Annotated in this window: 21 protein-coding genes, 1 tRNA gene and 1 pseudogene; 7 read left to right on the forward strand and 16 right to left on the reverse strand. The window is 65.4% G+C overall.

Going from position 1 to position 19,621, the window contains the following annotated elements; genetic code table 11:
- Nucleotides 1-11 precede the first annotated feature (11 nt).
- The gene (locus SMCB_RS07510) at nt 12-1,490 is read right to left on the reverse strand and encodes a DEAD/DEAH box helicase (protein ID WP_045536000.1); all 1,479 of its coding nucleotides are present in this window, start codon (nt 1,488-1,490) and stop codon (nt 12-14) included.
- Nucleotides 1,491-1,640: 150 nt separating this feature from the next.
- On the reverse strand, nt 1,641-2,783 hold the full coding sequence (locus SMCB_RS07515) for a fatty acid desaturase (RefSeq protein ID WP_045536002.1): 1,143 nt from the start codon (nt 2,781-2,783) through the stop codon (nt 1,641-1,643).
- A gap of 226 nt (nt 2,784-3,009) precedes the next feature.
- On the opposite strand from SMCB_RS07515, the gene rpsT reads away from it, so the two are divergent.
- Nucleotides 3,010-3,315, forward strand: a complete 306-nt coding sequence (gene rpsT / locus SMCB_RS07520; protein WP_045536004.1) for a 30S ribosomal protein S20 — start codon at nt 3,010-3,012, stop codon at nt 3,313-3,315.
- A gap of 186 nt (nt 3,316-3,501) precedes the next feature.
- On the opposite strand, the gene SMCB_RS07525 is transcribed toward rpsT, so the two are convergent.
- Nucleotides 3,502-3,846, reverse strand: coding sequence for a DUF3579 domain-containing protein (locus SMCB_RS07525; protein WP_045536006.1), 345 nt, complete (start codon nt 3,844-3,846; stop codon nt 3,502-3,504).
- Nucleotides 3,847-4,090: 244 nt separating this feature from the next.
- Here SMCB_RS07525 and SMCB_RS07530 point away from each other — a divergent pair, with 244 nt between their 5' ends.
- The 4 genes from SMCB_RS07530 (at nt 4,091) to grxD (ending at nt 7,975) form a co-directional block, all read left to right on the forward strand.
- Nucleotides 4,091-5,296, forward strand: coding sequence for an aspartate aminotransferase family protein (locus SMCB_RS07530; protein ID WP_045536008.1), 1,206 nt, complete (start codon nt 4,091-4,093; stop codon nt 5,294-5,296).
- Nucleotides 5,297-5,323: 27 nt separating this feature from the next.
- Complete coding sequence (gene argF / locus SMCB_RS07535; RefSeq protein WP_045536010.1) at nt 5,324-6,280, forward strand: ornithine carbamoyltransferase; 957 nt, start codon at nt 5,324-5,326, stop codon at nt 6,278-6,280.
- Nucleotides 6,281-6,311: 31 nt separating this feature from the next.
- Complete coding sequence (locus SMCB_RS07540; RefSeq protein ID WP_045536012.1) at nt 6,312-7,556, forward strand: BaiN/RdsA family NAD(P)/FAD-dependent oxidoreductase; 1,245 nt, start codon at nt 6,312-6,314, stop codon at nt 7,554-7,556.
- Nucleotides 7,557-7,639: 83 nt separating this feature from the next.
- Nucleotides 7,640-7,975, forward strand: a complete 336-nt coding sequence (grxD, locus tag SMCB_RS07545; protein ID WP_045536014.1) for a Grx4 family monothiol glutaredoxin — start codon at nt 7,640-7,642, stop codon at nt 7,973-7,975.
- A gap of 26 nt (nt 7,976-8,001) precedes the next feature.
- Here the strand turns inward: grxD and SMCB_RS07550 are convergent, their stop codons facing one another.
- Both SMCB_RS07550 and SMCB_RS07555 read right to left on the reverse strand, forming a co-directional pair.
- Nucleotides 8,002-8,592 carry a lytic transglycosylase domain-containing protein gene (locus SMCB_RS07550; protein ID WP_045537831.1) on the reverse strand — a complete coding sequence of 197 codons (591 nt, stop codon included), beginning with the start codon at nt 8,590-8,592 and terminating at the stop codon, nt 8,002-8,004.
- A gap of 61 nt (nt 8,593-8,653) precedes the next feature.
- Nucleotides 8,654-10,399, reverse strand: a complete 1,746-nt coding sequence (locus SMCB_RS07555; protein WP_045536016.1) for a proline--tRNA ligase — start codon at nt 10,397-10,399, stop codon at nt 8,654-8,656.
- Between the two features lie 156 nt (nt 10,400-10,555).
- On the opposite strand from SMCB_RS07555, the gene SMCB_RS07560 reads away from it, so the two are divergent.
- Together SMCB_RS07560 and SMCB_RS12175 are read left to right on the forward strand one after the other, a co-directional pair.
- Complete coding sequence (locus SMCB_RS07560) at nt 10,556-11,281, forward strand: RNA pyrophosphohydrolase (protein WP_045536018.1); 726 nt, start codon at nt 10,556-10,558, stop codon at nt 11,279-11,281.
- On the forward strand, nt 11,278-11,850 hold the full coding sequence (locus SMCB_RS12175) for a CNP1-like family protein (protein ID WP_052468451.1): 573 nt from the start codon (nt 11,278-11,280) through the stop codon (nt 11,848-11,850). The genes SMCB_RS07560 and SMCB_RS12175 overlap by 4 nt, the downstream gene beginning before the upstream one ends.
- A 68-nt stretch (nt 11,851-11,918) precedes the next feature.
- Here SMCB_RS12175 and SMCB_RS07570 read toward each other — a convergent pair whose 3' ends face one another.
- The 11 genes and pseudogenes from SMCB_RS07570 to SMCB_RS07615 all read right to left on the reverse strand — a co-directional run bounded on the left by SMCB_RS07570 (nt 11,919) and on the right by SMCB_RS07615 (nt 19,572).
- A complete protein-coding gene (locus SMCB_RS07570; RefSeq protein ID WP_045536020.1) occupies nt 11,919-13,223 on the reverse strand; it encodes a type II toxin-antitoxin system HipA family toxin in 1,305 nt (434 codons plus the stop codon).
- On the reverse strand, nt 13,223-13,534 hold the full coding sequence (locus SMCB_RS07575) for a helix-turn-helix domain-containing protein (protein ID WP_420834889.1): 312 nt from the start codon (nt 13,532-13,534) through the stop codon (nt 13,223-13,225). Before SMCB_RS07575 ends, SMCB_RS07570 begins: the two co-directional genes overlap by 1 nt.
- Nucleotides 13,535-13,675: 141 nt before the next feature.
- Nucleotides 13,676-14,857, reverse strand: coding sequence for a glutamate 5-kinase (gene proB, locus SMCB_RS07580; RefSeq protein WP_045536024.1), 1,182 nt, complete (start codon nt 14,855-14,857; stop codon nt 13,676-13,678).
- Nucleotides 14,858-14,908: 51 nt separating this feature from the next.
- Nucleotides 14,909-15,967, reverse strand: coding sequence for an Obg family GTPase CgtA (gene cgtA / locus SMCB_RS07585; protein WP_045536027.1), 1,059 nt, complete (start codon nt 15,965-15,967; stop codon nt 14,909-14,911).
- A 166-nt stretch (nt 15,968-16,133) separates the two neighbouring features.
- Nucleotides 16,134-16,409: a 50S ribosomal protein L27 gene (rpmA, locus tag SMCB_RS07590; protein ID WP_045536029.1), complete on the reverse strand. Its 276-nt coding sequence runs from the start codon at nt 16,407-16,409 to the stop codon at nt 16,134-16,136.
- 13 nt (nt 16,410-16,422) lie between these two features.
- Nucleotides 16,423-16,734 (reverse strand): 50S ribosomal protein L21, encoded by a 312-nt coding sequence (rplU, locus tag SMCB_RS07595; RefSeq protein WP_029462341.1) that lies wholly within the window; start codon nt 16,732-16,734, stop codon nt 16,423-16,425.
- A gap of 162 nt (nt 16,735-16,896) precedes the next feature.
- Nucleotides 16,897-17,661, reverse strand: a complete 765-nt coding sequence (locus SMCB_RS12180) for a hypothetical protein (RefSeq protein WP_052468359.1) — start codon at nt 17,659-17,661, stop codon at nt 16,897-16,899.
- 466 nt (nt 17,662-18,127) lie between these two features.
- Nucleotides 18,128-18,268: pseudogene (locus SMCB_RS13300) on the reverse strand (hypothetical protein); the annotation flags it as partial.
- Between the two features lie 78 nt (nt 18,269-18,346).
- Nucleotides 18,347-18,422, reverse strand: a tRNA-Thr gene (locus SMCB_RS07605).
- 28 nt (nt 18,423-18,450) lie between these two features.
- The gene (locus SMCB_RS07610) at nt 18,451-18,948 is read right to left on the reverse strand and encodes a ClpXP protease specificity-enhancing factor (RefSeq protein ID WP_045536031.1); all 498 of its coding nucleotides are present in this window, start codon (nt 18,946-18,948) and stop codon (nt 18,451-18,453) included.
- 12 nt (nt 18,949-18,960) lie between these two features.
- Nucleotides 18,961-19,572: a glutathione S-transferase N-terminal domain-containing protein gene (locus SMCB_RS07615; RefSeq protein ID WP_045536033.1), complete on the reverse strand. Its 612-nt coding sequence runs from the start codon at nt 19,570-19,572 to the stop codon at nt 18,961-18,963.
- Nucleotides 19,573-19,621 lie beyond the last annotated feature (49 nt).

Genomic DNA, 19,621 nt, shown 5'->3' on the forward strand with positions numbered 1-19,621 from the left:
AACCCGGCCGCTCAGGAAACCGGCTCGGGATTGGGCAGTTGCTCGCATGCAGCGCCAGACTCGACCACAACCGCAGCCTTGAACAAAGCCGCCACCTTGCGTTTGGAGCGGATGAACGGCGAACCGGTGCGCGCCCCCGTGCCTGCCTTGGCAGACTGCAGCTCCCACTCGGGCTTGGCCTCGGGTGCCAGCTTGGGCTGGTAGGGCTGCTCAAAGAACGGGTCGGCGGCCGGTCGCGCTGCCCGCTGCAGGCGCAGGGTGCGCACCTCGCTGCTGCCACGCGGGTCGTGCCAGAGGCGCTGGCCGTCGTTGATGCGGCCCGGCTCGCCACCGAAGCGGCGCCGGTCAGATTCGAGCTCCAGCGGCTCGATTTCGATCTTTTTTCCGAGCAGTTTTTCGATGTCGGCCAGCGACTTGGCATCGCGCCCACTGACAAAAGAAAAAGACTGCCCAGACGACCCAGCACGACCCGTGCGGCCAATGCGGTGCACGTAGTCTTCGGCGTTGAAGGGGATGTCGAAGTTGAACACCGCCGGCACGTCTTTGATGTCCAGCCCGCGTGCCGCCACATCGGTGCACACCAGCAGCTGCACCGCGCCGCTTTTGAAGGCCTCGAGCGCTTTGAGGCGCTCGTCTTGGCTCTTGTCGCCGTGCAGCGCCGTGGTCACGAAGCCGTCGCGCTCGAGTGTGCGCGCCAGCCGGGCACAGCCGAGCTTGCTGTTGACGAACACAAACGATTGGCCGATCTCGCGCTCGCGCAGCACCTGTTTGAGCGCCTGCAGCTTGTCGTTTTCTTCGATGCGGTAAAAGCGCTGCTCGATGGTGGCAGCGGTGGCGTTGGAGCGCGCGACCTCGATGGTCACCGGGTCTTGCAGGTAGCTCGAGGCCAAGCGCTTGATTTCGGTCGAGAAAGTGGCCGAGAACAACAAGGTGGTGCGCTGCTTGGGCAAATACGACAGGATGCGCTGCAAGTCGGGTAAAAAGCCGATGTCGAGCATGCGGTCGGCTTCGTCGAGCACCACGTATTCCACTTGGTTGAGCACGCAGTTTTTGGCCTCGATGTGGTCCAGCAGCCGCCCCGGCGTGGCCACCAGCACCTCGACGCCGCGCTTGAGTTCGGCGGTTTGCGGCTTCATGTCCATGCCACCAAACACCACCGTGCTGCGCAGATCGGTGTATTTGGCGTAGAGCTCAATCTGTTGCGCCACCTGCACCGCCAGCTCGCGCGTGGGCAGCAGCACCAGTGCGCGCACCGGGTGCCGCGCCGGCGACGTGGAGGCGCTGGCATGCTTGAGCAAGCGCTGCAGCAGCGGCAAGGAGAAGGCCGCCGTTTTACCGGTGCCGGTCTGGGCGGCGCCCATCACGTCGCGGCCTTGCAGCACCACCGGAATGGCCTGCGCCTGGATCGGCGTCATGGATGTGAAGCCGAGTTCGGCTACGGCACGGGCCAGCGGCTCGGCCAGCGAGAGTTCAGAAAAAGCAGGATTCATCTAAGGCGGATTGTCGCACCACATCGTGACAAAGCAAGAAACGCAAACGGGCGAGCTGTTGCGCGGCCGCAACGCGATAGGACGATCAATCCCAACCCAACCGGCACTGAGCCGCGCCAGAGAAGGGGCTCAAGAAAACGGCGGCTCGGCTCAAACGGCGTACGAAGGCGCCTGCGCGCTGGTCGGGCGGCCCTGGAAGTCGGTCCAGCAGCGCTGGGTGAAGTCGTAGAGCTTGCACTTGCGCGCGGTCTCGAAGTACCAGCGCCAGCTGAACTGCTGCACGATGATGCGCCCGGGCAGCATGTCTTCGAGCTTTTGCTGCGCCTCTTTGAGCTTGTACAGCGGCACGCTCATGTCCACATGGTGCGCGGTGTGCTCCATGATGTGGTGCACCAACGCACCGATTTGGTAGGGAAACTTCAGGTGCACGGTGGTTGAAACGAAGGGTGCGGCCTTGGCCCAGAGGTGTTTGTCGTCGTGCCACTGCACGCTGGTGTGGGTGTGGTGCACATAGACCACGAAGCCGATCATGGCGTTCCAAAACAGGAACGGCACCACGAAACCCATGACGACCAGCAGCCACACCGCCTGCCCGGTGGCCAGCGCCGCCCACACGAGGCCGGCGATCCACAGCAGCGCCACCGCCGAGACGAAGACCCCATCCCAAATGAACTCGCGCCGCTGCGTGCCCATGTAGGTTTTGCGCGGGAAAAACATGCGCAGCCACCACATTTCGATCAGGTAGTACAGCGCCGGGCCCCAGCCGCTGCGGTAGATGCGCTCGAGGGCGCGGCGGCCAGGCGAGAGCGCTTCGAACTCGGCTTTGGTCAGCGGCGCCCAGACGAAATCGACGCCCTTGAGGTTGGTGTAGCCATGGTGCACCACGTTGTGACCCACCTCCCACAGGCTGTAGGGGGTGAGCGAGGGGATCATGGCGATGCGCCCCAGCACCCGGTTCAGGCCGCGGTGCGGGGTGTAGCTCTGGTGGCAGGCATCGTGCCCGATGATGAACAGGCGCCCGATCACGAAACCCGCCGCCAGCGCGCACAGCAGCTTGGCCCACCAAGCCTGGAGCAAAATGGTGCCGGCGATCAGGGCAGCAAAAATGGCCCAATCGAGCACCAGCAGCGCCACCGCGATGGCGGTGCGGCGCTCGGCCAACGGCGTGATCCAGCCGCGGATGACCTTGCGGTGTGGCAGCGGAGCCCCGGCAGGAACCGGGCGCTCAGGGGCAGCAGAGGCTGCGGCTGGGTGCGGCTGCACGCCGCTCAAGGGGTCTGGTGTGGTGTGCATCGAGGACAGCAAGGGATAAAAATGTCAGCACGCAGGCCGTGCCAGACACATTTGCAGGCAGTCAAAAACTGCACCAGAATATTCTATCCTGCCCGCCCTTACAGCAGCTTGACCGCGATCAAAGACTGCAAAAAACAGCAGTCTATTCCTAGCCCCAAGCGGCGGCAGACGTCTATAATGCAGGGTTTTGCTGGCAACATCCACAAACAACCCAAGGAACCCACACATGGCCACCAAGCCGAAGAAAAAGAACCCCCGTCTGGCCTCAGGCCGCAAACGCGCGCGCCAGGACGTCAAACTCAACGCCGCCAACACCTCGCTGCGCTCCCAGTACCGCACCGCCGTCAAGAAGGTCGAAAAGGCCGTGCTGGCCGGCGACACGACCCAAGCCAGCGCGCTCTTTGCCCAGATGCAAAGCGTGGTGGACACGGTCGCCGACAAAGGCATTTTCCACAAAAACAAGGCCGCTCGCGACAAGAGCCGCCTGTCGGCCAAGGTCAAGGCCCTAGCCACCAGCGCCGCAGCGGCCTGAGCACCAGCCAGACCGACCGCCCAGGCTCGGGGGCTGCTTAACCCCCGCACAGCCTGCCGTTTGAACCGGGTGCGCTGCCAGCAAATCCCGATCTCAAAAATATAAACCGCCTCTCGGGGCGGTTTGTTGTTTTTGAACGAGCCTGCTCACCATAAGCCAACAGCGCTGAAGCACTCAAAACCAAGCTTATGGGGTTGAAGCACCTGGTGCAGGGTTGATCGAACCCCCATCGGGAAGCAAACACGCCTCCACCACCTCCAGCTCGTTGTCGCGTGCGAAACCGATCACGAAGTCCCAAGCCATGGGATCGTAGTCGCGCAAGGCGGTGTTGAGCACCACGCACTTGACGCCGTTGATCACCTTCGGATTGCACCAAGGCGAGTAGCCCAAGTGCGCACCCGGCATCCGCCCTGCTGGGTGAAAAGGGCTCATCACCCCGGACAAGCGCTCGGCCCAGTCGCTGGGGCGAAAGGGTTTGCCGCTGCGGGTGCGGCCCTGAATGAAGACTTCATTGGCGCTCGGGGAGACCATGGGGGTTCAGGCCTTAAAGGGTGGCTCGCCAGCGGCCGCCGAGGATCGCTCGCTGCACATGGTGAACCGGTAGAGACCGATGGGTGGATAAAGTATTCTATCTTATAGAAGACTTGCGCGCGGCTTCCCCGCCCCCGCCCCTCGAGCTGCGCCTACAATGTTCGCTTTAACCCTTGGCGGCGCCGAGGGTCAGACATCGCCCTTCTCCCTTCCCATCACCCACTTTTCGATCAGGACTCGATCCATGCTGCCAGCCGCCCCGGTGCAACCGCACGTCATGAACACCTACGGGCGCTTGCCGATCGAGCTCTCGCACGGCAAGGGTTGCCGCGTCTGGGACGTGCACGGCAAGGCCTACCTCGATGCGCTGGGCGGCATTGCCGTCAATACGCTCGGGCACGCGCACCCCAAGCTGGTGCCAGCCTTGCAAGAGCAGATCGGCACCCTGATGCACATCAGCAACTACTACCACCACCGCTACACCGAACAACTGGCGCAGCTGCTGGTCGAGCGCTCTGGTTTGAGCAATGTGTTTTTCTGCTCCAGCGGGCTCGAGGCCAACGAGGCCGCGCTCAAGCTGGCGCGCAAGTTTGGCCATAACAAAGGCATCGCACGGCCCGAGGTCGTGGTCTATGAAAAGGCTTTTCATGGACGCTCCATCGCCACGTTGAGCGCCACCGGCAACCCCAAGGTGCAGGCCGGCTTTGAACCGCTGGTCGAGGGCTTCATCCGCGTGCCGCTCAACGACGCCGAGGCCATCCGCCGCGCCACCGCTGGCAACCCGAACGTGGTGGCGGTGTTCCTCGAGGCCATTCAGGGCGAAGGCGGTGTGCACCCGGCCAGCGCCGACTACCTGCAGCAGGTGCGCGCCCTGTGCGACGCCAACGACTGGCTGCTGATGATCGACGAAGTGCAGTGCGGCATGGGGCGCACCGGCAAGTGGTTTGCGCACCAGTGGGCCGGCATATTGCCCGACGTCATGCCGCTGGCCAAGGGGTTGGGCTCGGGGGTGCCGATCGGCGCCGTGGTGGCGGGCCCCAAAGCCGCGCAGCTGTTCCAGCCCGGCAACCACGGCAGCACCTTTGGTGGCAACCCGCTGGCGCTGCGCGCCGGCATCGAGACCATCCGCATCATGGAAGAAGACGGCCTGCTCGAGCACGCGGCCAAGGTCGGTTTTCAGTTGCAGACCCTGCTCAGCACCCAGCTCATGCACGAGCCCGGCGTGCGCGCGGTGCGCGGCAAGGGGCTGATGGTCGGCATCGAGCTCGATCGCCCCTGCGCCGTGCTGGTCGAGCGCTGCGCCGAAGCCGGGCTGCTCATCAGCGTCACCGCCGAGCGCGTGGTGCGGCTGGTGCCGCCGCTGATTTTGAGCGGCGCCGAGGCCGACGAGATCGTGGCCCTGCTCGTGCCCCAGATCAAGCGACTGCTGGCTGAGCCCCTGGCCGCCTAAACCCACCCACCCTTCAGAGCGCCCTCCATGTCAGCCACCGCCATCAAGCACTACCTACAGTTCAAGGATTTCACGGCCGCCGAGTACGCCTACCTGTTTGAGCGCGCCTGGCTGATCAAGCACAAGTTCAAAACCTACCAAAAGCACCACAGCCTGTGCGACCGTACCCTGGCCATGATTTTCGAGAAGGCCAGCACGCGCACCCGCGTCAGTTTCGAGGCCGGCATGTACCAGCTGGGCGGCAGCGTGGTGCACCTGACCACCGGCGACAGCCAGCTTGGGCGCGCCGAGCCGATCGAAGACAGCGCGCGCGTCATCAGCCGCATGACCGACTTGGTGATGATCCGCACCTACGAGCAGAGCAAGATCGAGCGCTTTGCCGCGCACTCGCGCGTGCCGGTGATCAACGGCCTGACGAACGAATTCCACCCCTGCCAGATTCTGGCCGATCTGTTTACCTGGCTCGAGCACCGCGGCCGGCGCGCCGACGGCACGCTCGACGTGGGCGCGCTGCGCGGCATGACGGTGGCTTGGGTGGGCGACGGCAACAACATGGCCAACACCTGGCTGCAGGCGGCACAGATTCTGGGCTTTGGCGTGCGCGTGAGCACCCCCAGCGGCTACGAGGTCAAACCCGAAATCGCGGGCGTGGCCGCTGCGGCCAACTGCTGGCAGGTGTTTGACGACCCGCTGCAGGCCTGCGCCGGCGCCGATCTGGTGACCACCGACGTCTGGACCAGCATGGGTTTCGAAGCCGAAAACGCCGCCCGCCAGCACGCCTTTGGCGCTTGGTGCGTGACCCCACAGCTGATGGCGCAAGCCCACCCCGAGGCGCTGTTCATGCACTGCCTGCCCGCGCACCGCGGCGAAGAAGTGGCGGCCGAAGTGATCGACGGCCCGCAGAGCGTGGTTTGGGACGAGGCCGAAAACCGCATGCACGTACAAAAAGCCCTGATGGAATACCTGCTGCTGGGCCGGCAGTGAGCCCAAAGCCCGCGCACCCCCGACTGCTTGCATGACCCCGGTTTTTGACGTCGTCATCGTCGGCGCGGGCGCGGCGGGCCTGTTTTGCGCCGGCATCGCCGGCCAGCGCGGCTTGCGCGTGCTGCTGCTCGATCACGCGCCCAAGGTGGCCGAAAAAATCCGTATCTCGGGCGGCGGGCGCTGCAACTTCACCAACCGCGAGCTCGACCCGCGCCAGCCGCAGCGCCACTTCCTGAGCCAGAACCCGGCCTTTTGCCGCTCGGCGCTGGCGCGCTACACCCCGGCCGACTTCATCGCCTTGCTGCAGCGCCACGGCGTGGCCTTCGAAGAAAAACACAAAGGCCAGTTGTTTTGCAGCCGCTCGGCGCAAGACCTGATCGCTCTGCTGCTGCACGAATGCGGCGCCGGCGGCGTGACGCACTGGCAGCCCTGCGGCGTGCGCGCCGTGCACTGGCACGACGGCGCACCGGGCAGCGCCTCCTACCGGCTCGAAACCGAGCGCGGCGCGGTGGCTGCACACGCTGTGGTGGTGGCTACGGGCGGCCTGCCGGTGCCCAAGATCGGCGCCAGCGACTGGGGCTTGCGGCTGGCGCAGCAGTTTGGGCTGCCCATCGTCGCACCCCGGCCAGCGCTGGTGCCGCTCACCTTCGAACCCTCTGGCTGGGCCCCCTTCGCGCACTTGGCGGGCTTGGCGCTGCCGGTGCACATTGCAACCGGCAACAAAAAACAGGGCATGGCTTTTGACGAAGACCTGCTCTTTACCCACCGCGGTTTGAGCGGCCCGGCAGGGCTGCAAATCTCGAGCTACTGGAACCCCGGTCAGCCCTTGCGCATCGACCTGCACCCCCAAGCCCCGCTCGAAGCCACGCTGCTGGCGGCCAAGGCAGCGGGCGTGCGCAAACGGCTGCCCAACCAGCTGGCCCAGCAGCTGCCGCAGCGCCTGTGCGACACCTGGACCGAACACCGCCCCGACTGGCAGCGCCCCGTGAGCGATTGCAGCGACAAGGCGCTGGCGCAGCTGGCGGCCAGCCTGCACCAGTGGGCACCCACGCCCCACGGCGACGAGGGCTGGGCCAAGGCCGAAGTTATGCGTGGCGGCGTGGACACGCGCCAGCTGCGCTCGCAAAGCATGGAATCCACCCAACCCGGGCTGTACTTCATCGGCGAAGTGGTGGACGTGACCGGCTGGTTGGGCGGCTACAACTTCCAGTGGGCCTGGGCCAGCGCCCACGCCTGCGCACTGGCGTTGCCCCAAGCCAGCCACTGCAGCCCGTAGGGTTTTAGGCGCTGCAGAAAAACAGGAGCTGAGGGATAATCCGTCACTTTTCAAGCCTTCCCCTTGCCATCCCACCCACCCCCATGAGCGACACCCAACAACGCATCGACAGCCTAGTCAAAACGCACGACGTCGTGCTGTTCATGAAAGGCACCGCCACCTTTCCCATGTGCGGCTTTTCGGGCCGTGCGCTGCAAATTCTCAAAGCCTGCGGCGTCGAATCCAGCGCCGTCAAGGCCGTGAACGTGCTCGAAGACCCCGAAATCCGCCAAGGCATCAAGGACTACAGCAACTGGCCCACGATTCCGCAGCTGTTCGTGTGCGGCGAATTCATCGGCGGCTCCGACATCATGATGGAGATGTACGAATCGGGCGAACTGCAGCAGGTGCTTGCCGCCTCCAGCGCCTCCAAGGCCTGAAACCCGGCGGTTTAGTCCCAGCGCTTTTAACCGATCTGCCAGCGCCGCTGCGCCGCAAACACGGCGTTTGGGTAGGGGCTGCGCCCGCGGCTGCCGTTGTAGCGCCCCAGCGCCATAAACAGGTCGCCGCGTTCGCGGTCTAGGTAGTGGCGCATAATCACGCAGCCAAAGCGCAGGTTGGTTTTGAGGTGGAACAGGCCGCCCACGTCGCCATCGCCGATCAACCGCGCCCAAAAGGGCATGATCTGCATATAACCGCGAGCCCCCACGACCGAGATCGCAAACTGCCTGAAGCCGCTCTCGACCTGGATCAGGCCCAGCACCAGCGACTCATCGAGGCCGGCGCGGCGGCTCTCGTACCACACGGTCTGCAAAAACTCCACGCGCTGGTTCAAGTCGGGCTTGCGCCGCGCCAGCCGCGGGCTGATTTGCGTCAGCCAGCGCAGGTAGGCCATGCGCGCCTCGGTGCTGGCAAACTCGGGCTCGAGCGGGTCGGCGTGCTCGACCGCTGCGCGCAAGGCGTGGCGCACCGAATCGGCCAGCGGCTCCTCGAGCTGGCTGGCAGCCGCCGGGCGCGGCGGCCACGCGGCGGCTGTGGCTGCAGCAGCGCCAGCCATGGCCACCGTCCAGCGGCGGCGGCTCCAGCAGCCCTTGGCTTCGCACGCTGCCATCACCCGCTCACACCCCCAGCCGCTCGCGCAACCATGGCAATGCCTGCGCCAGCTCGAGCTTGCTCGCTTGCGCCTCGCGCCGGTGCTGGTACTCGATCTGGCCGTCTTTGAGGCCCTTGTCGCCCACCGTGATGCGGTGCGGCACACCGATCAGCTCCCAGTCGGCAAACATCGCCCCCGGGCGCTCGCCGCGGTCGTCGAGCAGCACATCGACCCCCAGCGCCTTGAGCTCGGCGTAGAGCCGCTCGGCCGCCTCGCGCACCGCCGGGCTGCGCTCCATGCCGATGGGGCAGATCACTGCCGTGAACGGCGCGATGGCGTCGGGCCAGATGATGCCGCGCTCGTCGTGGTTTTGCTCGATCGCCGCCGCCGGCAAGCGCGTGATGCCGATGCCGTAGCAGCCCATCTCGAACGGTTTGGGTTTGCCGTCTTCGTCTAGAAAAGTGGCGTTCATGGCGCGGCTGTACTTGGTGCCCAGATAGAACACATGCCCGACTTCGATGCCGCGCTCGATCAGCAGTTCCCCTGCGCCGTCGGGCGAAGGGTCGCCGGGCAGCACGTTGCGGATGTCGGCCACTAGGTCGGGCTCGGGCAAATCGCGGCCCCAGTTGACACCGGTGAGGTGGTGGTCGGCCTGGTTGGCGCCGCAGACCCAGTCGGCCATCAGCGCCACTTCGCGGTCGGCCAGCACCTGCACCGGCCGCTTGAGCCCGATCGGCCCTAGGTAGCCCGGGCGGGTGCCAAAGTGGGCCATGATTTCGGCCTCGGTGGCAAAGCGGTAGCCCAGGTTGAGCCCCGGCAGCTTGCCCACCTTGACCTCGTTCATGTCGTGGTCGCCGCGCAGCAGCAGCAGCCAGATGCGGCTGCCCACGAGTTCATCGCGCTCGTTGATCTCGTCGGTGGCCAGCACCAGCGATTTGACGGTGCGCGCCAGCGGCAGCCCGAGCAGCTCGGCCACGTCGGCGCAGGTGCTGCGGCCCGGCGTGGGCGTGAGCGTCAGCGGCTGGCTCGGGGCCGGGCGCGGGCCGGCTGGAGCCAGCGCCTCGGCTTTTTCGAGGTTGGCGGCGTAGTCGCTGTGCGGGCAATAGACGATCGCGTCTTCGCCGGTGGCGGCAATCACCTGAAACTCCTCGCTCAGGTCGCCGCCGATGGCGCCGCTGTCGGCGGCCACGGCGCGGTAGCGCAGCCCGAAGCGCTCAAATATGCGCCGGTACGCCGCCGCCATGGCCTGGTAGCTGGCCTGGGCCGCGTCGCGGTCGCGGTCGAAGCTGTAGGCGTCTTTCATGGTGAACTCGCGCCCGCGCATGAGGCCAAAGCGCGGCCGGCGCTCGTCGCGAAACTTGGTCTGAATCTGGTAGAAGTTTTTGGGCAGCTGCTTGTAGCTGCGCAGCTCTTGGCGCGCGAGGTCGGTCACCACCTCTTCGCTGGTGGGTTGCACCACAAAGTCGCGCTCGTGCCGGTCTTTGATGCGCAGCAGCTCGGGCCCCATCTTCTCGAAGCGCCCGGTTTCCTGCCAGAGCTCGGCCGGCTGCACCACCGGCATGGTGAGCTCGATCGCGCCAGCGGCGTCCATCTCCTCGCGCACGATGCGCTCGACCTTGCGGATCACGCGCAGCCCCATGGGCAGGTAGGTGTAGATACCGGCCCCGAGTTTTTTGATCAGCCCGGCGCGCAGCATCAGGCGGTGGCTGGCGACTTCGGCGTCGGTGGGGGCTTCTTTGAGGGTGGAGATAAAGAACTGAGAGGCTTTCATAGGCGTGCGTGCGTTCCCGACTGGCACCCGCAAGCCCACTGGGGCCACCCTGGGCGCCGCTGACGCTTGCGCCCAAGGCCGCAGAGACCCCACACGAGGCCCCCAAAAGGGCGCAGACCGTGCATAATCGGGACAGTTTAAAAATTGGGGTTGATTATGCTTGACAGAGACGGCTTTAGGCCGAATGTCGGCATCATTCTGCTCAACCAGAAAAACCAGGTGTTCTGGGGCAAACGCATACGCACCCATTCGTGGCAGTTTCCGCAAGGTGGCATCGACCGGGGCGAATCCCCCGAGCAAGCCATGTACCGCGAACTGCACGAAGAAGTCGGGCTCAAGCCCGAACACGTGAGCGTCGTGGCCCGCACGCGAGACTGGTTGCGCTACGAAGTGCCGGACCGCTACATCCGCCGCGATGCACGCGGCCACTACAAGGGCCAGAAACAGATCTGGTACCTGCTGCGCCTGCTCGGCGGCGACTGGCTGCTCAACCTGCGCGCCACCGCGCACCCCGAGTTCGACGCTTGGCGTTGGCACGACTACTGGGTGCCCCTAGACGTGGTGGTCGAGTTCAAGCGCGGCGTCTATGAAATGGCGCTCACCGAACTGGCACGCCACCTGCCCGCCGACACCCGCCACCGCAGTGGGCGGGGTTTGCTGCACCCGCGCCCCAGCTTGGCCAGCGTAGGCCGGCCCACCCCACCTAGCACGGCCAGCGGTGCCGGCGCGGCCTCGCACCCAATGCCCGTGCACATGCCTGTGAATATGCCCGCACACATGGAACTGCCCCCAGGCGCCACCTTCGAGCCCAATCCCCAGTTTGACACCGCGGTGCAAACGCCTGTTGCGCCTGCCACGCCGGCTCGCCCTACCCCCCCATGATCAAACTGCGCCCTTCAACCCCTGTTGCACGCCAGCTAGGCGCCCTGGCGCTGGCCGTGGCCCTGCACGCTGCCGTGGCACCCGCCACCGCGCAGTCCCTGTTTTTGACCGATGGCGAGCAGTGGCAGGAAGGGCCCGTCCCGGCGCCGCCGGCCTTCAGCACCCAGGGCCTGGTGCCCTTCGAGGTGGGCGTGGACTCGCCGCTGCGCTTTGCGCTCGTGCCCGCTACGCTGCAACTGGGGGCCGATGGCGTGATTCGCTTCGTGGTGGTGGCGCAAAGCGCCAGCGGTGCCGTGAACGTGATGCACCAAGGCCTGCGCTGCCGCAGCAACGAGTCGCGCACCTATGCGCGCTGGTCGCCGGCGCAACTGCCGCTGAACAACCCCTTCAACTCCGACGCCGGACTATGGATCAGCGCCGGCCAAACCCCCTGGCAAGACTGGCGCGACCACGCCGCCGGCCGCCCCGCGTGGGCGCTGGCCCGCGCCGGCCTATGCGACGGCGCCGCCCCCAACGGCAACCCAGCGCAGATGCTGCGCGCCCTGCGGGCGCAGGGGCAGCAGCGCTAGGGGCGGGTGGGTGTGTAGACTTGGCTGCTTGATGAAGCGACAAGTTGCTTGACATGTACCGGTTTTTGCTACAACCCAAGCAACGCCACGGCTGCGTCCATTTGCTCGTGTTCAAAGGCCGGGGCGAAGTCGTCCAGTTCTGCCGCAGCCAAGCCCACCTCTGCGCCAAGCGCCAGCTGACGCCAGCGCAGCACGGCGGCCACCACTTCGCCCAGCACGGCCAAGGCCTGTTGCGACTTGAGGGCGAAGCTTGATGAACGGGCCAGCAACTGGCGCACGTCGGTGATCGGGCCGTCCTGTTCGGACAACCAAGTTTTGGATTCGCGCTCCTTGTCGGGGAAGGGGTTGAGGTCAAAGGCGGGGGCGAGGCGCCACTGGCCATGCGCCACGTGCAAGAACCCGTGGTTGCGCAGATGGTCGTCCACGTTGGTGATCAGCAGGTTGAACACCAACCGGCGCCAGAGTTGCTGAAGGTCTGGGATTGGGGCTTGGCCGTGGGTGCGGATCGCGTCGGCGATCTCGGTGTAGCTGCGATCGTGCTCGCGTTGGGCTTGCAACAGCGAGGCCGCAGACTGGTAGGGGATGCGGCCCCCGGCCGCGTCGCGGTCGAAGCGCTGGATCACGGCCACCGGCACGTCGCTCCCACTTGGCCCCAAGCACACCAAGCGCGCTGGGGCGGCGTCGATTCCGGCCAGCGCCGCCAGCTTCAGAGCCAGCACTTCGCCGCGGCTAACGCTGCGCGCATCACCCACGCTCGGGAACTTGCCGATGGCCAGTTTGCCGTCTTCGTCCAGCAGCGTGCATTTGGGCCGCATACCGCCCAGCGAGGTGCCCTTGCCCTGCAGGTAGCGTAGGTCTTCGGCGGTCTCGAGGCCGCGCTCCACTGCGCGGCTGGCTTCAAACACGCGTTCCAGTTCGATCAGTGGTGGCGTGCTGCGCCGCCCAGCTTGGGCGCTGCCCTGCCAAGTGCCGTCGGCGTGGCGCAGGCGCAGCGCGCCCACGCGGCTAAAGTCGTCCACCGCCAGCAGGTAGTCCAGTTCGGTCAGGGCCGGCAGATGCGGGTCGAGCTGGCGACGCTTGGCGTGCTCGCGCGCGATCACGCGCCGGCCCCAGGCATCGGGCGCGGTATCGGCGATTGCACCGTGAAACACCGAATCGTGCGCCGAGGGGGCCTTGTGCGTCTGGTAGCCAGCCAGCAGTTGCAGATCGGCCGACACATTGAAGCCTGCCGGGCTGGCCAGCCAGCTTTCGGCGTAGGCGACCGCGCTGTACTCGCGCCGCCCTTGGCGCACGTACACCAGCGCCCCGACGGCCAGCCCGGCCTTGCCCAAGCACAGTTGCACCTGCTGGCGAAGCGGCATTGCAGCGGCCATCAGAGCGCCCCCGAGGTGCCGGGCTTGGTGCGAACGCGCTTGGGCAGGCGCGCGTCCATCAGCGTCAGGCCGATGTCGTCATGGGCGCTATCGAGCAGGTTCTCGAGTGCCTGGATCTCGCCAAAAACGTGCAAGGCCCGGGCGATAAAGTGGATAGGCACGCGCGCATCGCCTTTTTCGATGCGGCGTACGGTGCTCAGGGAGGCGCCCATGCGCTCGGCCAACGACGCCTGCGTGAAGTGGCGCCGACGACGCGCCAGCGAGATGTCGGCGCCGAGCTTGTGCATGGCACGCTGGACCGGAAGGGGCAACGGTGCGTCCATATAAAAGCTCCATGAGGATGTTTACGGAGTTTAAATGCTTTCGTCGGAGCTATTATATTTCCACAAGAGTGCGCCAGGGTACAAAAACCTGGGCCGGCCACACCTACCCATGCTTTCCCCACGCCGCCCTCACCCCCCGCGCTGCGTCAGCACCAGGTTGTCGCGGTGGATCATTTCGGGTTCGGCGGCGTAGCCGAGCAGGCGCTCGAAGTCGGCCGAGGCTTTGCGGCACAGCAGGCGCGCTTCGGCGGCGCTGTAGTTGGCCAAGCCGCGTGCGAGCTCGCTGCCATCGGGCCCGCGCAGGGCGATCACGTCGCCGCGTGCAAACTCGCCCTCGACCGCCGTCATGCCGATGGGCAGCAGGCTCTTGCCTTCCTGCACGATTTTGGCGGCGGCGCCGGCGTCTAGGCGCACCGCGCCGCGCAGCTGCAGGTGGTCGGCCATCCACTGCTTGCGCGCTTGCAGCTTGGGCGTGTCGGCCAACAGGCAGGTGCCGATGGGCTCGCCCGCGAGCAGGCGCAGCAGCGCATCGGGCTCGCGTCCCCAAGCGATCACGGTGCTGGCGCCCGAACTGGCGGCGCGCTTGGCGGCCAAAATTTTGGTGATCATGCCCCCGGTGCCGATGCGCGAGCCGGCCCCGCCGGCCATGGCTTCGAGCGCCGGGTCGCCGGCGCGCGCCGCCTGCACGAAGCGGGCTTGCGGGTCGCGGCGCGGGTCGGCGCTGTAGAGCCCTCTTTGGTCGGTGAGGATGACGAGCAAATCGGCCTCGACTAGGTTGGCCACCAGCGCGCCCAAGGTGTCGTTGTCGCCGAACTTGATCTCGTCGGTGACCACGGTGTCGTTTTCGTTGATCACCGGCAGCACCCGGTGTGCCAGCAGCGTGAGCAGGGTCGAGCGGGCGTTGAGGTAGCGCTCGCGGTCGGCCAAGTCGGCGTGGGTGAGCAGCACCTGCGCGCTGCCCAGCCCCAACTGGCGCAGCTTGGTTTCGTACATCTGCACCAGCCCCATCTGGCCCACGGCGGCGGCGGCCTGCAGCTCGTTGATGGCTTTGGGGCGCACGGCCCAGCCCAAGCGCTTCATGCCCTCGGCAATGGCGCCGCTGCTGACCACGATCGCCTCGCGCCCCTGCCCCACCAGCACGCTCAGCTGCGCGCTCCACTGCCCGATGGCGGCTTCGTCGAGGCCGCGTCCTTCGTTGGTGACCAGGCTGGAGCCGACCTTGACCACAATGCGCCGCGCCGCACGCAGCCGCTCGGCCACAGCGGCCTCGGGGACGCGCCATTCAGGCGCCAAGCTGGCTGGTTGATCCATGTGCAAAAAAAGGATGAGCGGGCAGGATGGGGCGGCGCAGCGCGACAGCTTTTAAGGCTCGAAGCGCGGATCGATCTCGGCTGGCGGCCGTTCGGCCTGCTGGCTGGCCGCGATGTGCTGGTAGATTTGCTGAACCAGTCGCTCGCAACCCTCGCGGGTGAGGGCCGAGATCTCAAACACCGGCCCCTTGTGGCGAAAGCGGCGCACAAAGTCGCGCACGCGCTGCGCCCGTTCGGCTTCGGGCACCATGTCGAGCTTGTTGAGCACCAGCCAGCGCGGCTTGGCGTGCAGCGCCGGGTCGTATTTTTTGAGTTCTTTGACGATCGCGCGCGCCTGCGCCACCGGATCGACCGCGTCGTCAAAGGGGGCCAGATCGACCACGTGCAGCAGCAGCCGGGTGCGCTGCAGATGACGCAAAAACAGGTGCCCCAGCCCAGCGCCTTCGGCCGCGCCTTCGATCAGGCCCGGCAGGTCGGCGATCACAAAGCTCTTTTCGGGCCCCACGCGCACCACGCCCAAATTGGGGTGCAAGGTGGTGAAGGGGTAGTCGGCGATCTTGGGCCGGGCGTTGGACACCGCGGTGATGAAGGTCGATTTGCCGGCGTTGGGCAGGCCCAGCAGGCCGACGTCGGCCAGCAGCTTGAGCTCGAGCTGCAGATTGAAGCGCTGCCCAGGGTGGCCTGGGGTTTTTTGGCGCGGGGCGCGGTTGATCGCGCTCTTGAAGCGCAGGTTGCCAAAGCCGCCGTCGCCGCCCTTGGCCAGCAGCACCAGTTGGCCCGGTTGCAGCAGCTCGTGCAACAGGGCACCGGTCTCGGCGTCGCGCACCAGGGTGCCAACCGGCATTTTGAGCACGATGTCCTCGCCCTTGTGGCCAAACATGTCGGAGCCCTTGCCGTGCTCGCCGCGCTGGGCCTCAAACTTGCGCGTGTAGCGAAAGTCCACCAGCGTGTTCAGGTTTTCGTCGGCCAAGGCATAGACGTGGCCGCCACGGCCGCCGTCGCCGCCGTCGGGGCCGCCGAATTCTTTGTACTTTTCGTGCCGGAACGAGGCGCAGCCACTGCCACCATCGCCCGCCGCCACCTCGATCGTGGTTTCGTCAACAAACTTCATGGGGGCAATTGTGAGGCCAATGTGGGGTCAACAGAGCCTAAGTAGGCAACATGATGGGCAAAAAACAAAGGCCCGCAAGCGGGCCTCTAGGTGGCTGTGGAGGGATTGCGAGTCAAATGCTGGCTGCAAGCCCGCCGTGGCCGTTGGCTTGATCCGATCAAGCCGATCAGGCCGTCTCGGGCGCTGCGGCGGCCTCGACGCTGATCACCTTGCGGTTCAAGGCGCCCTTGACGGCAAAACCCACCGTGCCATCGACAGTGGCAAAAATGGTGTGGTCTTTGCCGATGCCGGTGCCGGTGCCGGGGTGGAATTTGGTGCCGCGCTGGCGCACGATGATCGCACCGGCCGAGACTTCTTGGCCACCAAAGACCTTGACGCCCAGCATCTTGGGTTGTGAATCGCGGCCGTTGCGGGTTGAGCCGCCGCCTTTTTTCTGTGCCATGGTGTGCCGCTCCTTATGCCTGGATCGAGCCGATTTGCAGCTCGGTGAAGTTTTGCCGGTGGCCCTGGCGCTTCTGGTAGTGCTTGCGACGGCGCATCTTGAAGATGCGGATTTTGTCGCCACGACCGTGCGAGACCACGGTGGCTGTGACCGTTGCGCCGCTGACCAAGGGCGTGCCAACCTGGATGCTGTCGCCGCTGCCGACGGCCAACACCTGGTCGATCACGATTTCTTGGCCCACGTCCGCAGCAATCTGTTCTACTTTAAGTTTTTCGCCAACGGCAACGCGATACTGCTTGCCGCCGGTTTTTATGACCGCGTACATTGGAAACCTCAAATGGTGATTTCCTTGGGCTGATTCCCAAAGAATCGCGCATTGTACCAAAAACGGGGGTGATGGTGCCGCCTGTCAACCCAAAGTAGAAATGTCCCCTATTTGCACAAAGTAGAAATGTCCCCTTGCTGTGAGGCCAAGCGTGCTCAAGACTCAGCCGCTGGGGCAGGCTGGCGCAGGGCGTAGCCCGTAGCGGGCCTGCCCCAGCGGGGGCGGGCTGATGTGGGTGTCGGGCTGCAAGATGCCCTGCTGGCGCATGGCGTCTTGCATCTCGACTTGCGCCCTGACCTTAAGCGCTCTGCGATCCTCTGCGCTCAACGCATCCACACGCTGGTTGACCTCCTTGTCGTCGGCCACCTTCTTGTGGCGCAGGTGCTCGTGCACCAAGTAGCCTTGGTAAGCCAAGGGCTGGCCGCGGTAGAGCAGCTCCAGCCGCCCGTCGCCGTACTGGGCGATATCCACCTTGGCCTTGGCTTTGGGCGCATGGGCCTGCCCCGGGGTGATCCACAACTGACTGCCCTCGAACTGGCACGACAACTGCGCACTGAGCTGGCGCTGGTGGTGCCGCGCACATATGCGCGCCAACGCCTCTGGCGTCCCTGTATAGGGCCGGTGGGCGTCTTCAGGCGCTTGGGGCTGGATGGCAAAGCGTGCGTTGTGCTGGGCGATGTAACCACCCAGCCACGCATTGGCGTCTTGCATGGTGCTGATGCCCGCCAACCGCATGGCTTTGCACAACCGGTCTTGCAAGGTCTGGAACAACCGCTCCACGCGGCCTTTGGCCTGTGGGCTGTGGGCGCAGATGGGCTCGATGCGCAGTTGCAGCAGCGCACGCTCGAACTGGGTCGGGTCGGGGTCTTCGCTGTCGTGTTTGGGTGTTGATGCTGTGGCGGTCGCTGTAGTAGGCCAGCGGCGCACCCAAGGTGCCTACGTGCTCTTGCAGCAGCGCCAGGTACGCCTGCGTGGTCTCGGCCGCTGAAAAGCGCGCGGCCAGCACCCGCCCGGTGGCGTCGTCGATGAAGGCGATTAGGCAGCATTTGTCGCAGCGCCCCTCGAACCAGTCGTGGTGGCTGCCGTCGATTTGCACCAGCTCGCCTAGGCGCTCTCGGCGCGCACGTGGGCTGTGCTGGCGCACTGGCCGGCGCTGCTTGGCCCTCCACAAGCCCGCTTCGATCATCCAGCCTCTGAGGGTCTCGGCGCTGATGCGCTGGCTGTGCTGGCTGAGCAGGTACTCGCTGGTCAGCTGCGGGCCAAAATCAGCATAGTGCTCGTGCACCAAGCTCATGATGGCGTCTTTGCGCTCAGGACCTATGCGCCGCTTGCTGGGCTGTCCGCGCAGCTTGTTGACCACGGCCTGCACGCCTTGGCTGCGCACGCCTTGGCACAAGCGCTTGACTTGGCGCACCGATAAACCCAGCTGCTGCGCAGCCAAACCCTGCGTCAGCTCTCGCCCTAATACCCGCCGTATCACCAGCAACCGTTCGGCTTCCTGCACACTCATCATCACCCTCGCTTGCACCACCATCCGCTGCCCCTTCACACATGAAAGGGGACATTCTTATCTGGGGCAAAGGGGACATTACTACTTTGGGCTGGCAGGTGATGGTGCCGCCTGTCGGATTCGAACTGACGACCTACCGCTTACAAGGCGGTTGCTCTACCAACTGAGCTAAGGCGGCGATGGGTGCGTATTCTACTTCACGCGCTCTACTTCACGCGCTTGAGCACGGGCTGGCGCGGCTTGCTCGGCTTGGGGCCAGACGGGGGGGGGCCAGAACCCTCGCTGGGTGCAGCGCCTTCGGGCTCAGGCACAGACGAGGGCACCAGCTTGAGCCCGGACACCGAGCCTGCAGGTGCGGCTTGATCTTCGGGCTCAGGCTCGGGCGGATCAAAAGCCATCCCGCTGCCGTTTTCGCGCGCGTAAATCGCCAGCACGTGGTCGATCGGCACCCACACGTCGCGCGGCACCCCGCCAAAGCGGGCTTTGAACTCGATCGTGTCGTTGCCCAGTTGCAGGTGGCTGGTGGCCTCGTAGCTGGTGTTGAGCACGATCTGCCCGTCTTGCACAAACTCTTGCGGCACCCGCACCCTAGAGTCCACCGCCACCACCAGGTAGGGAGTGAAACCGTTGTCGCTGCACCACTCATGCAGGGCCCGAATCAGGTAGGGCCGGGTTGAGGGCAGCGGTGGGTTGTCCTGGCTCATAGCGAAGGGCGCTTACTTGCGCATCACTTTTTCGGAGGGCGTGAGCGCCTCGATGTAGGGCGGACGCGAAAAAATGCGCTCGGCGTACTTGAGCAGCGGCGCGGCATTTTTGCTCAGCTCGATGCCGTAGTGGTCCAGCCGCCACAGCAGCGGCGCGATCGCCACGTCGAGCATCGAGAAGTTGTCGCCGAGCATGAATTTGTTCTTGAGGAACACTGGGGCCAATTGGGTCAGGCGGTCGCGGATGTGGTTGCGGGCTTTGTCGATTGACTTGTCGCCCGCCTTGAGGCTGCGATTTTCGAGCACCAAGACGTGGCTGAACAGTTCTTTCTCGAAGTTGAGCAAAAACAGGCGCACACGCGCGCGCTCCACCGGGTCGCCGGGCATCAACTGCGGGTGTGGGAAGCGCTCGTCGATGTACTCATTGATGATGTTGGACTCGTACAGGATCAGGTCGCGCTCGACCAATATGGGCACCTGCGCGTAGGGGTTCATGAGTGCGATGTCTTCGGGCTTGTTGTACAGATCGACGTCACGGATCTCAAAGTCCATGCCCTTTTCGAACAACACGAAACGGCAGCGGTGAGAGAAAGGGCAGGTGGTGCCCGAGTACAAAACCATCATGGTTGTCAGCTCCTAGATACAAAAAACAAACAGTGGCGTGCCCGTTAAA

The organism is Serpentinimonas maccroryi, assembly GCF_000828915.1.
Lineage (GTDB): Bacteria > Pseudomonadota > Gammaproteobacteria > Burkholderiales > Burkholderiaceae_C > Serpentinimonas > Serpentinimonas maccroryi.

Coding starts and splice junctions, on each gene's coding strand:
- cgtA (WP_045536027.1), bottom strand. CDS start 15,967: ATGAAGTTTGTTGACGAAACCACGATCGAGGTGGCGGCGGGCGATGGT.
- rpmA (WP_045536029.1), bottom strand. CDS start 16,409: ATGGCACAGAAAAAAGGCGGCGGCTCAACCCGCAACGGCCGCGATTCA.
- SMCB_RS07555 (WP_045536016.1), bottom strand. CDS start 10,399: ATGAAAGCCTCTCAGTTCTTTATCTCCACCCTCAAAGAAGCCCCCACC.
- SMCB_RS12175 (WP_052468451.1), top strand. CDS start 11,278: ATGATCAAACTGCGCCCTTCAACCCCTGTTGCACGCCAGCTAGGCGCC.
- SMCB_RS07510 (WP_045536000.1), bottom strand. CDS start 1,490: ATGAATCCTGCTTTTTCTGAACTCTCGCTGGCCGAGCCGCTGGCCCGT.
- argF (WP_045536010.1), top strand. CDS start 5,324: ATGTCAGCCACCGCCATCAAGCACTACCTACAGTTCAAGGATTTCACG.
- SMCB_RS07610 (WP_045536031.1), bottom strand. CDS start 18,948: ATGAGCCAGGACAACCCACCGCTGCCCTCAACCCGGCCCTACCTGATT.
- SMCB_RS07515 (WP_045536002.1), bottom strand. CDS start 2,783: ATGCACACCACACCAGACCCCTTGAGCGGCGTGCAGCCGCACCCAGCC.
- rpsT (WP_045536004.1), top strand. CDS start 3,010: ATGGCCACCAAGCCGAAGAAAAAGAACCCCCGTCTGGCCTCAGGCCGC.
- rplU (WP_029462341.1), bottom strand. CDS start 16,734: ATGTACGCGGTCATAAAAACCGGCGGCAAGCAGTATCGCGTTGCCGTT.
- SMCB_RS07550 (WP_045537831.1), bottom strand. CDS start 8,592: ATGGCTGGCGCTGCTGCAGCCACAGCCGCCGCGTGGCCGCCGCGCCCG.
- SMCB_RS07530 (WP_045536008.1), top strand. CDS start 4,091: ATGCTGCCAGCCGCCCCGGTGCAACCGCACGTCATGAACACCTACGGG.
- SMCB_RS07570 (WP_045536020.1), bottom strand. CDS start 13,223: ATGGCCGCTGCAATGCCGCTTCGCCAGCAGGTGCAACTGTGCTTGGGC.
- SMCB_RS07560 (WP_045536018.1), top strand. CDS start 10,556: ATGCTTGACAGAGACGGCTTTAGGCCGAATGTCGGCATCATTCTGCTC.
- SMCB_RS07615 (WP_045536033.1), bottom strand. CDS start 19,572: ATGATGGTTTTGTACTCGGGCACCACCTGCCCTTTCTCTCACCGCTGC.
- grxD (WP_045536014.1), top strand. CDS start 7,640: ATGAGCGACACCCAACAACGCATCGACAGCCTAGTCAAAACGCACGAC.
- proB (WP_045536024.1), bottom strand. CDS start 14,857: ATGGATCAACCAGCCAGCTTGGCGCCTGAATGGCGCGTCCCCGAGGCC.
- SMCB_RS07525 (WP_045536006.1), bottom strand. CDS start 3,846: ATGGTCTCCCCGAGCGCCAATGAAGTCTTCATTCAGGGCCGCACCCGC.
- SMCB_RS07540 (WP_045536012.1), top strand. CDS start 6,312: ATGACCCCGGTTTTTGACGTCGTCATCGTCGGCGCGGGCGCGGCGGGC.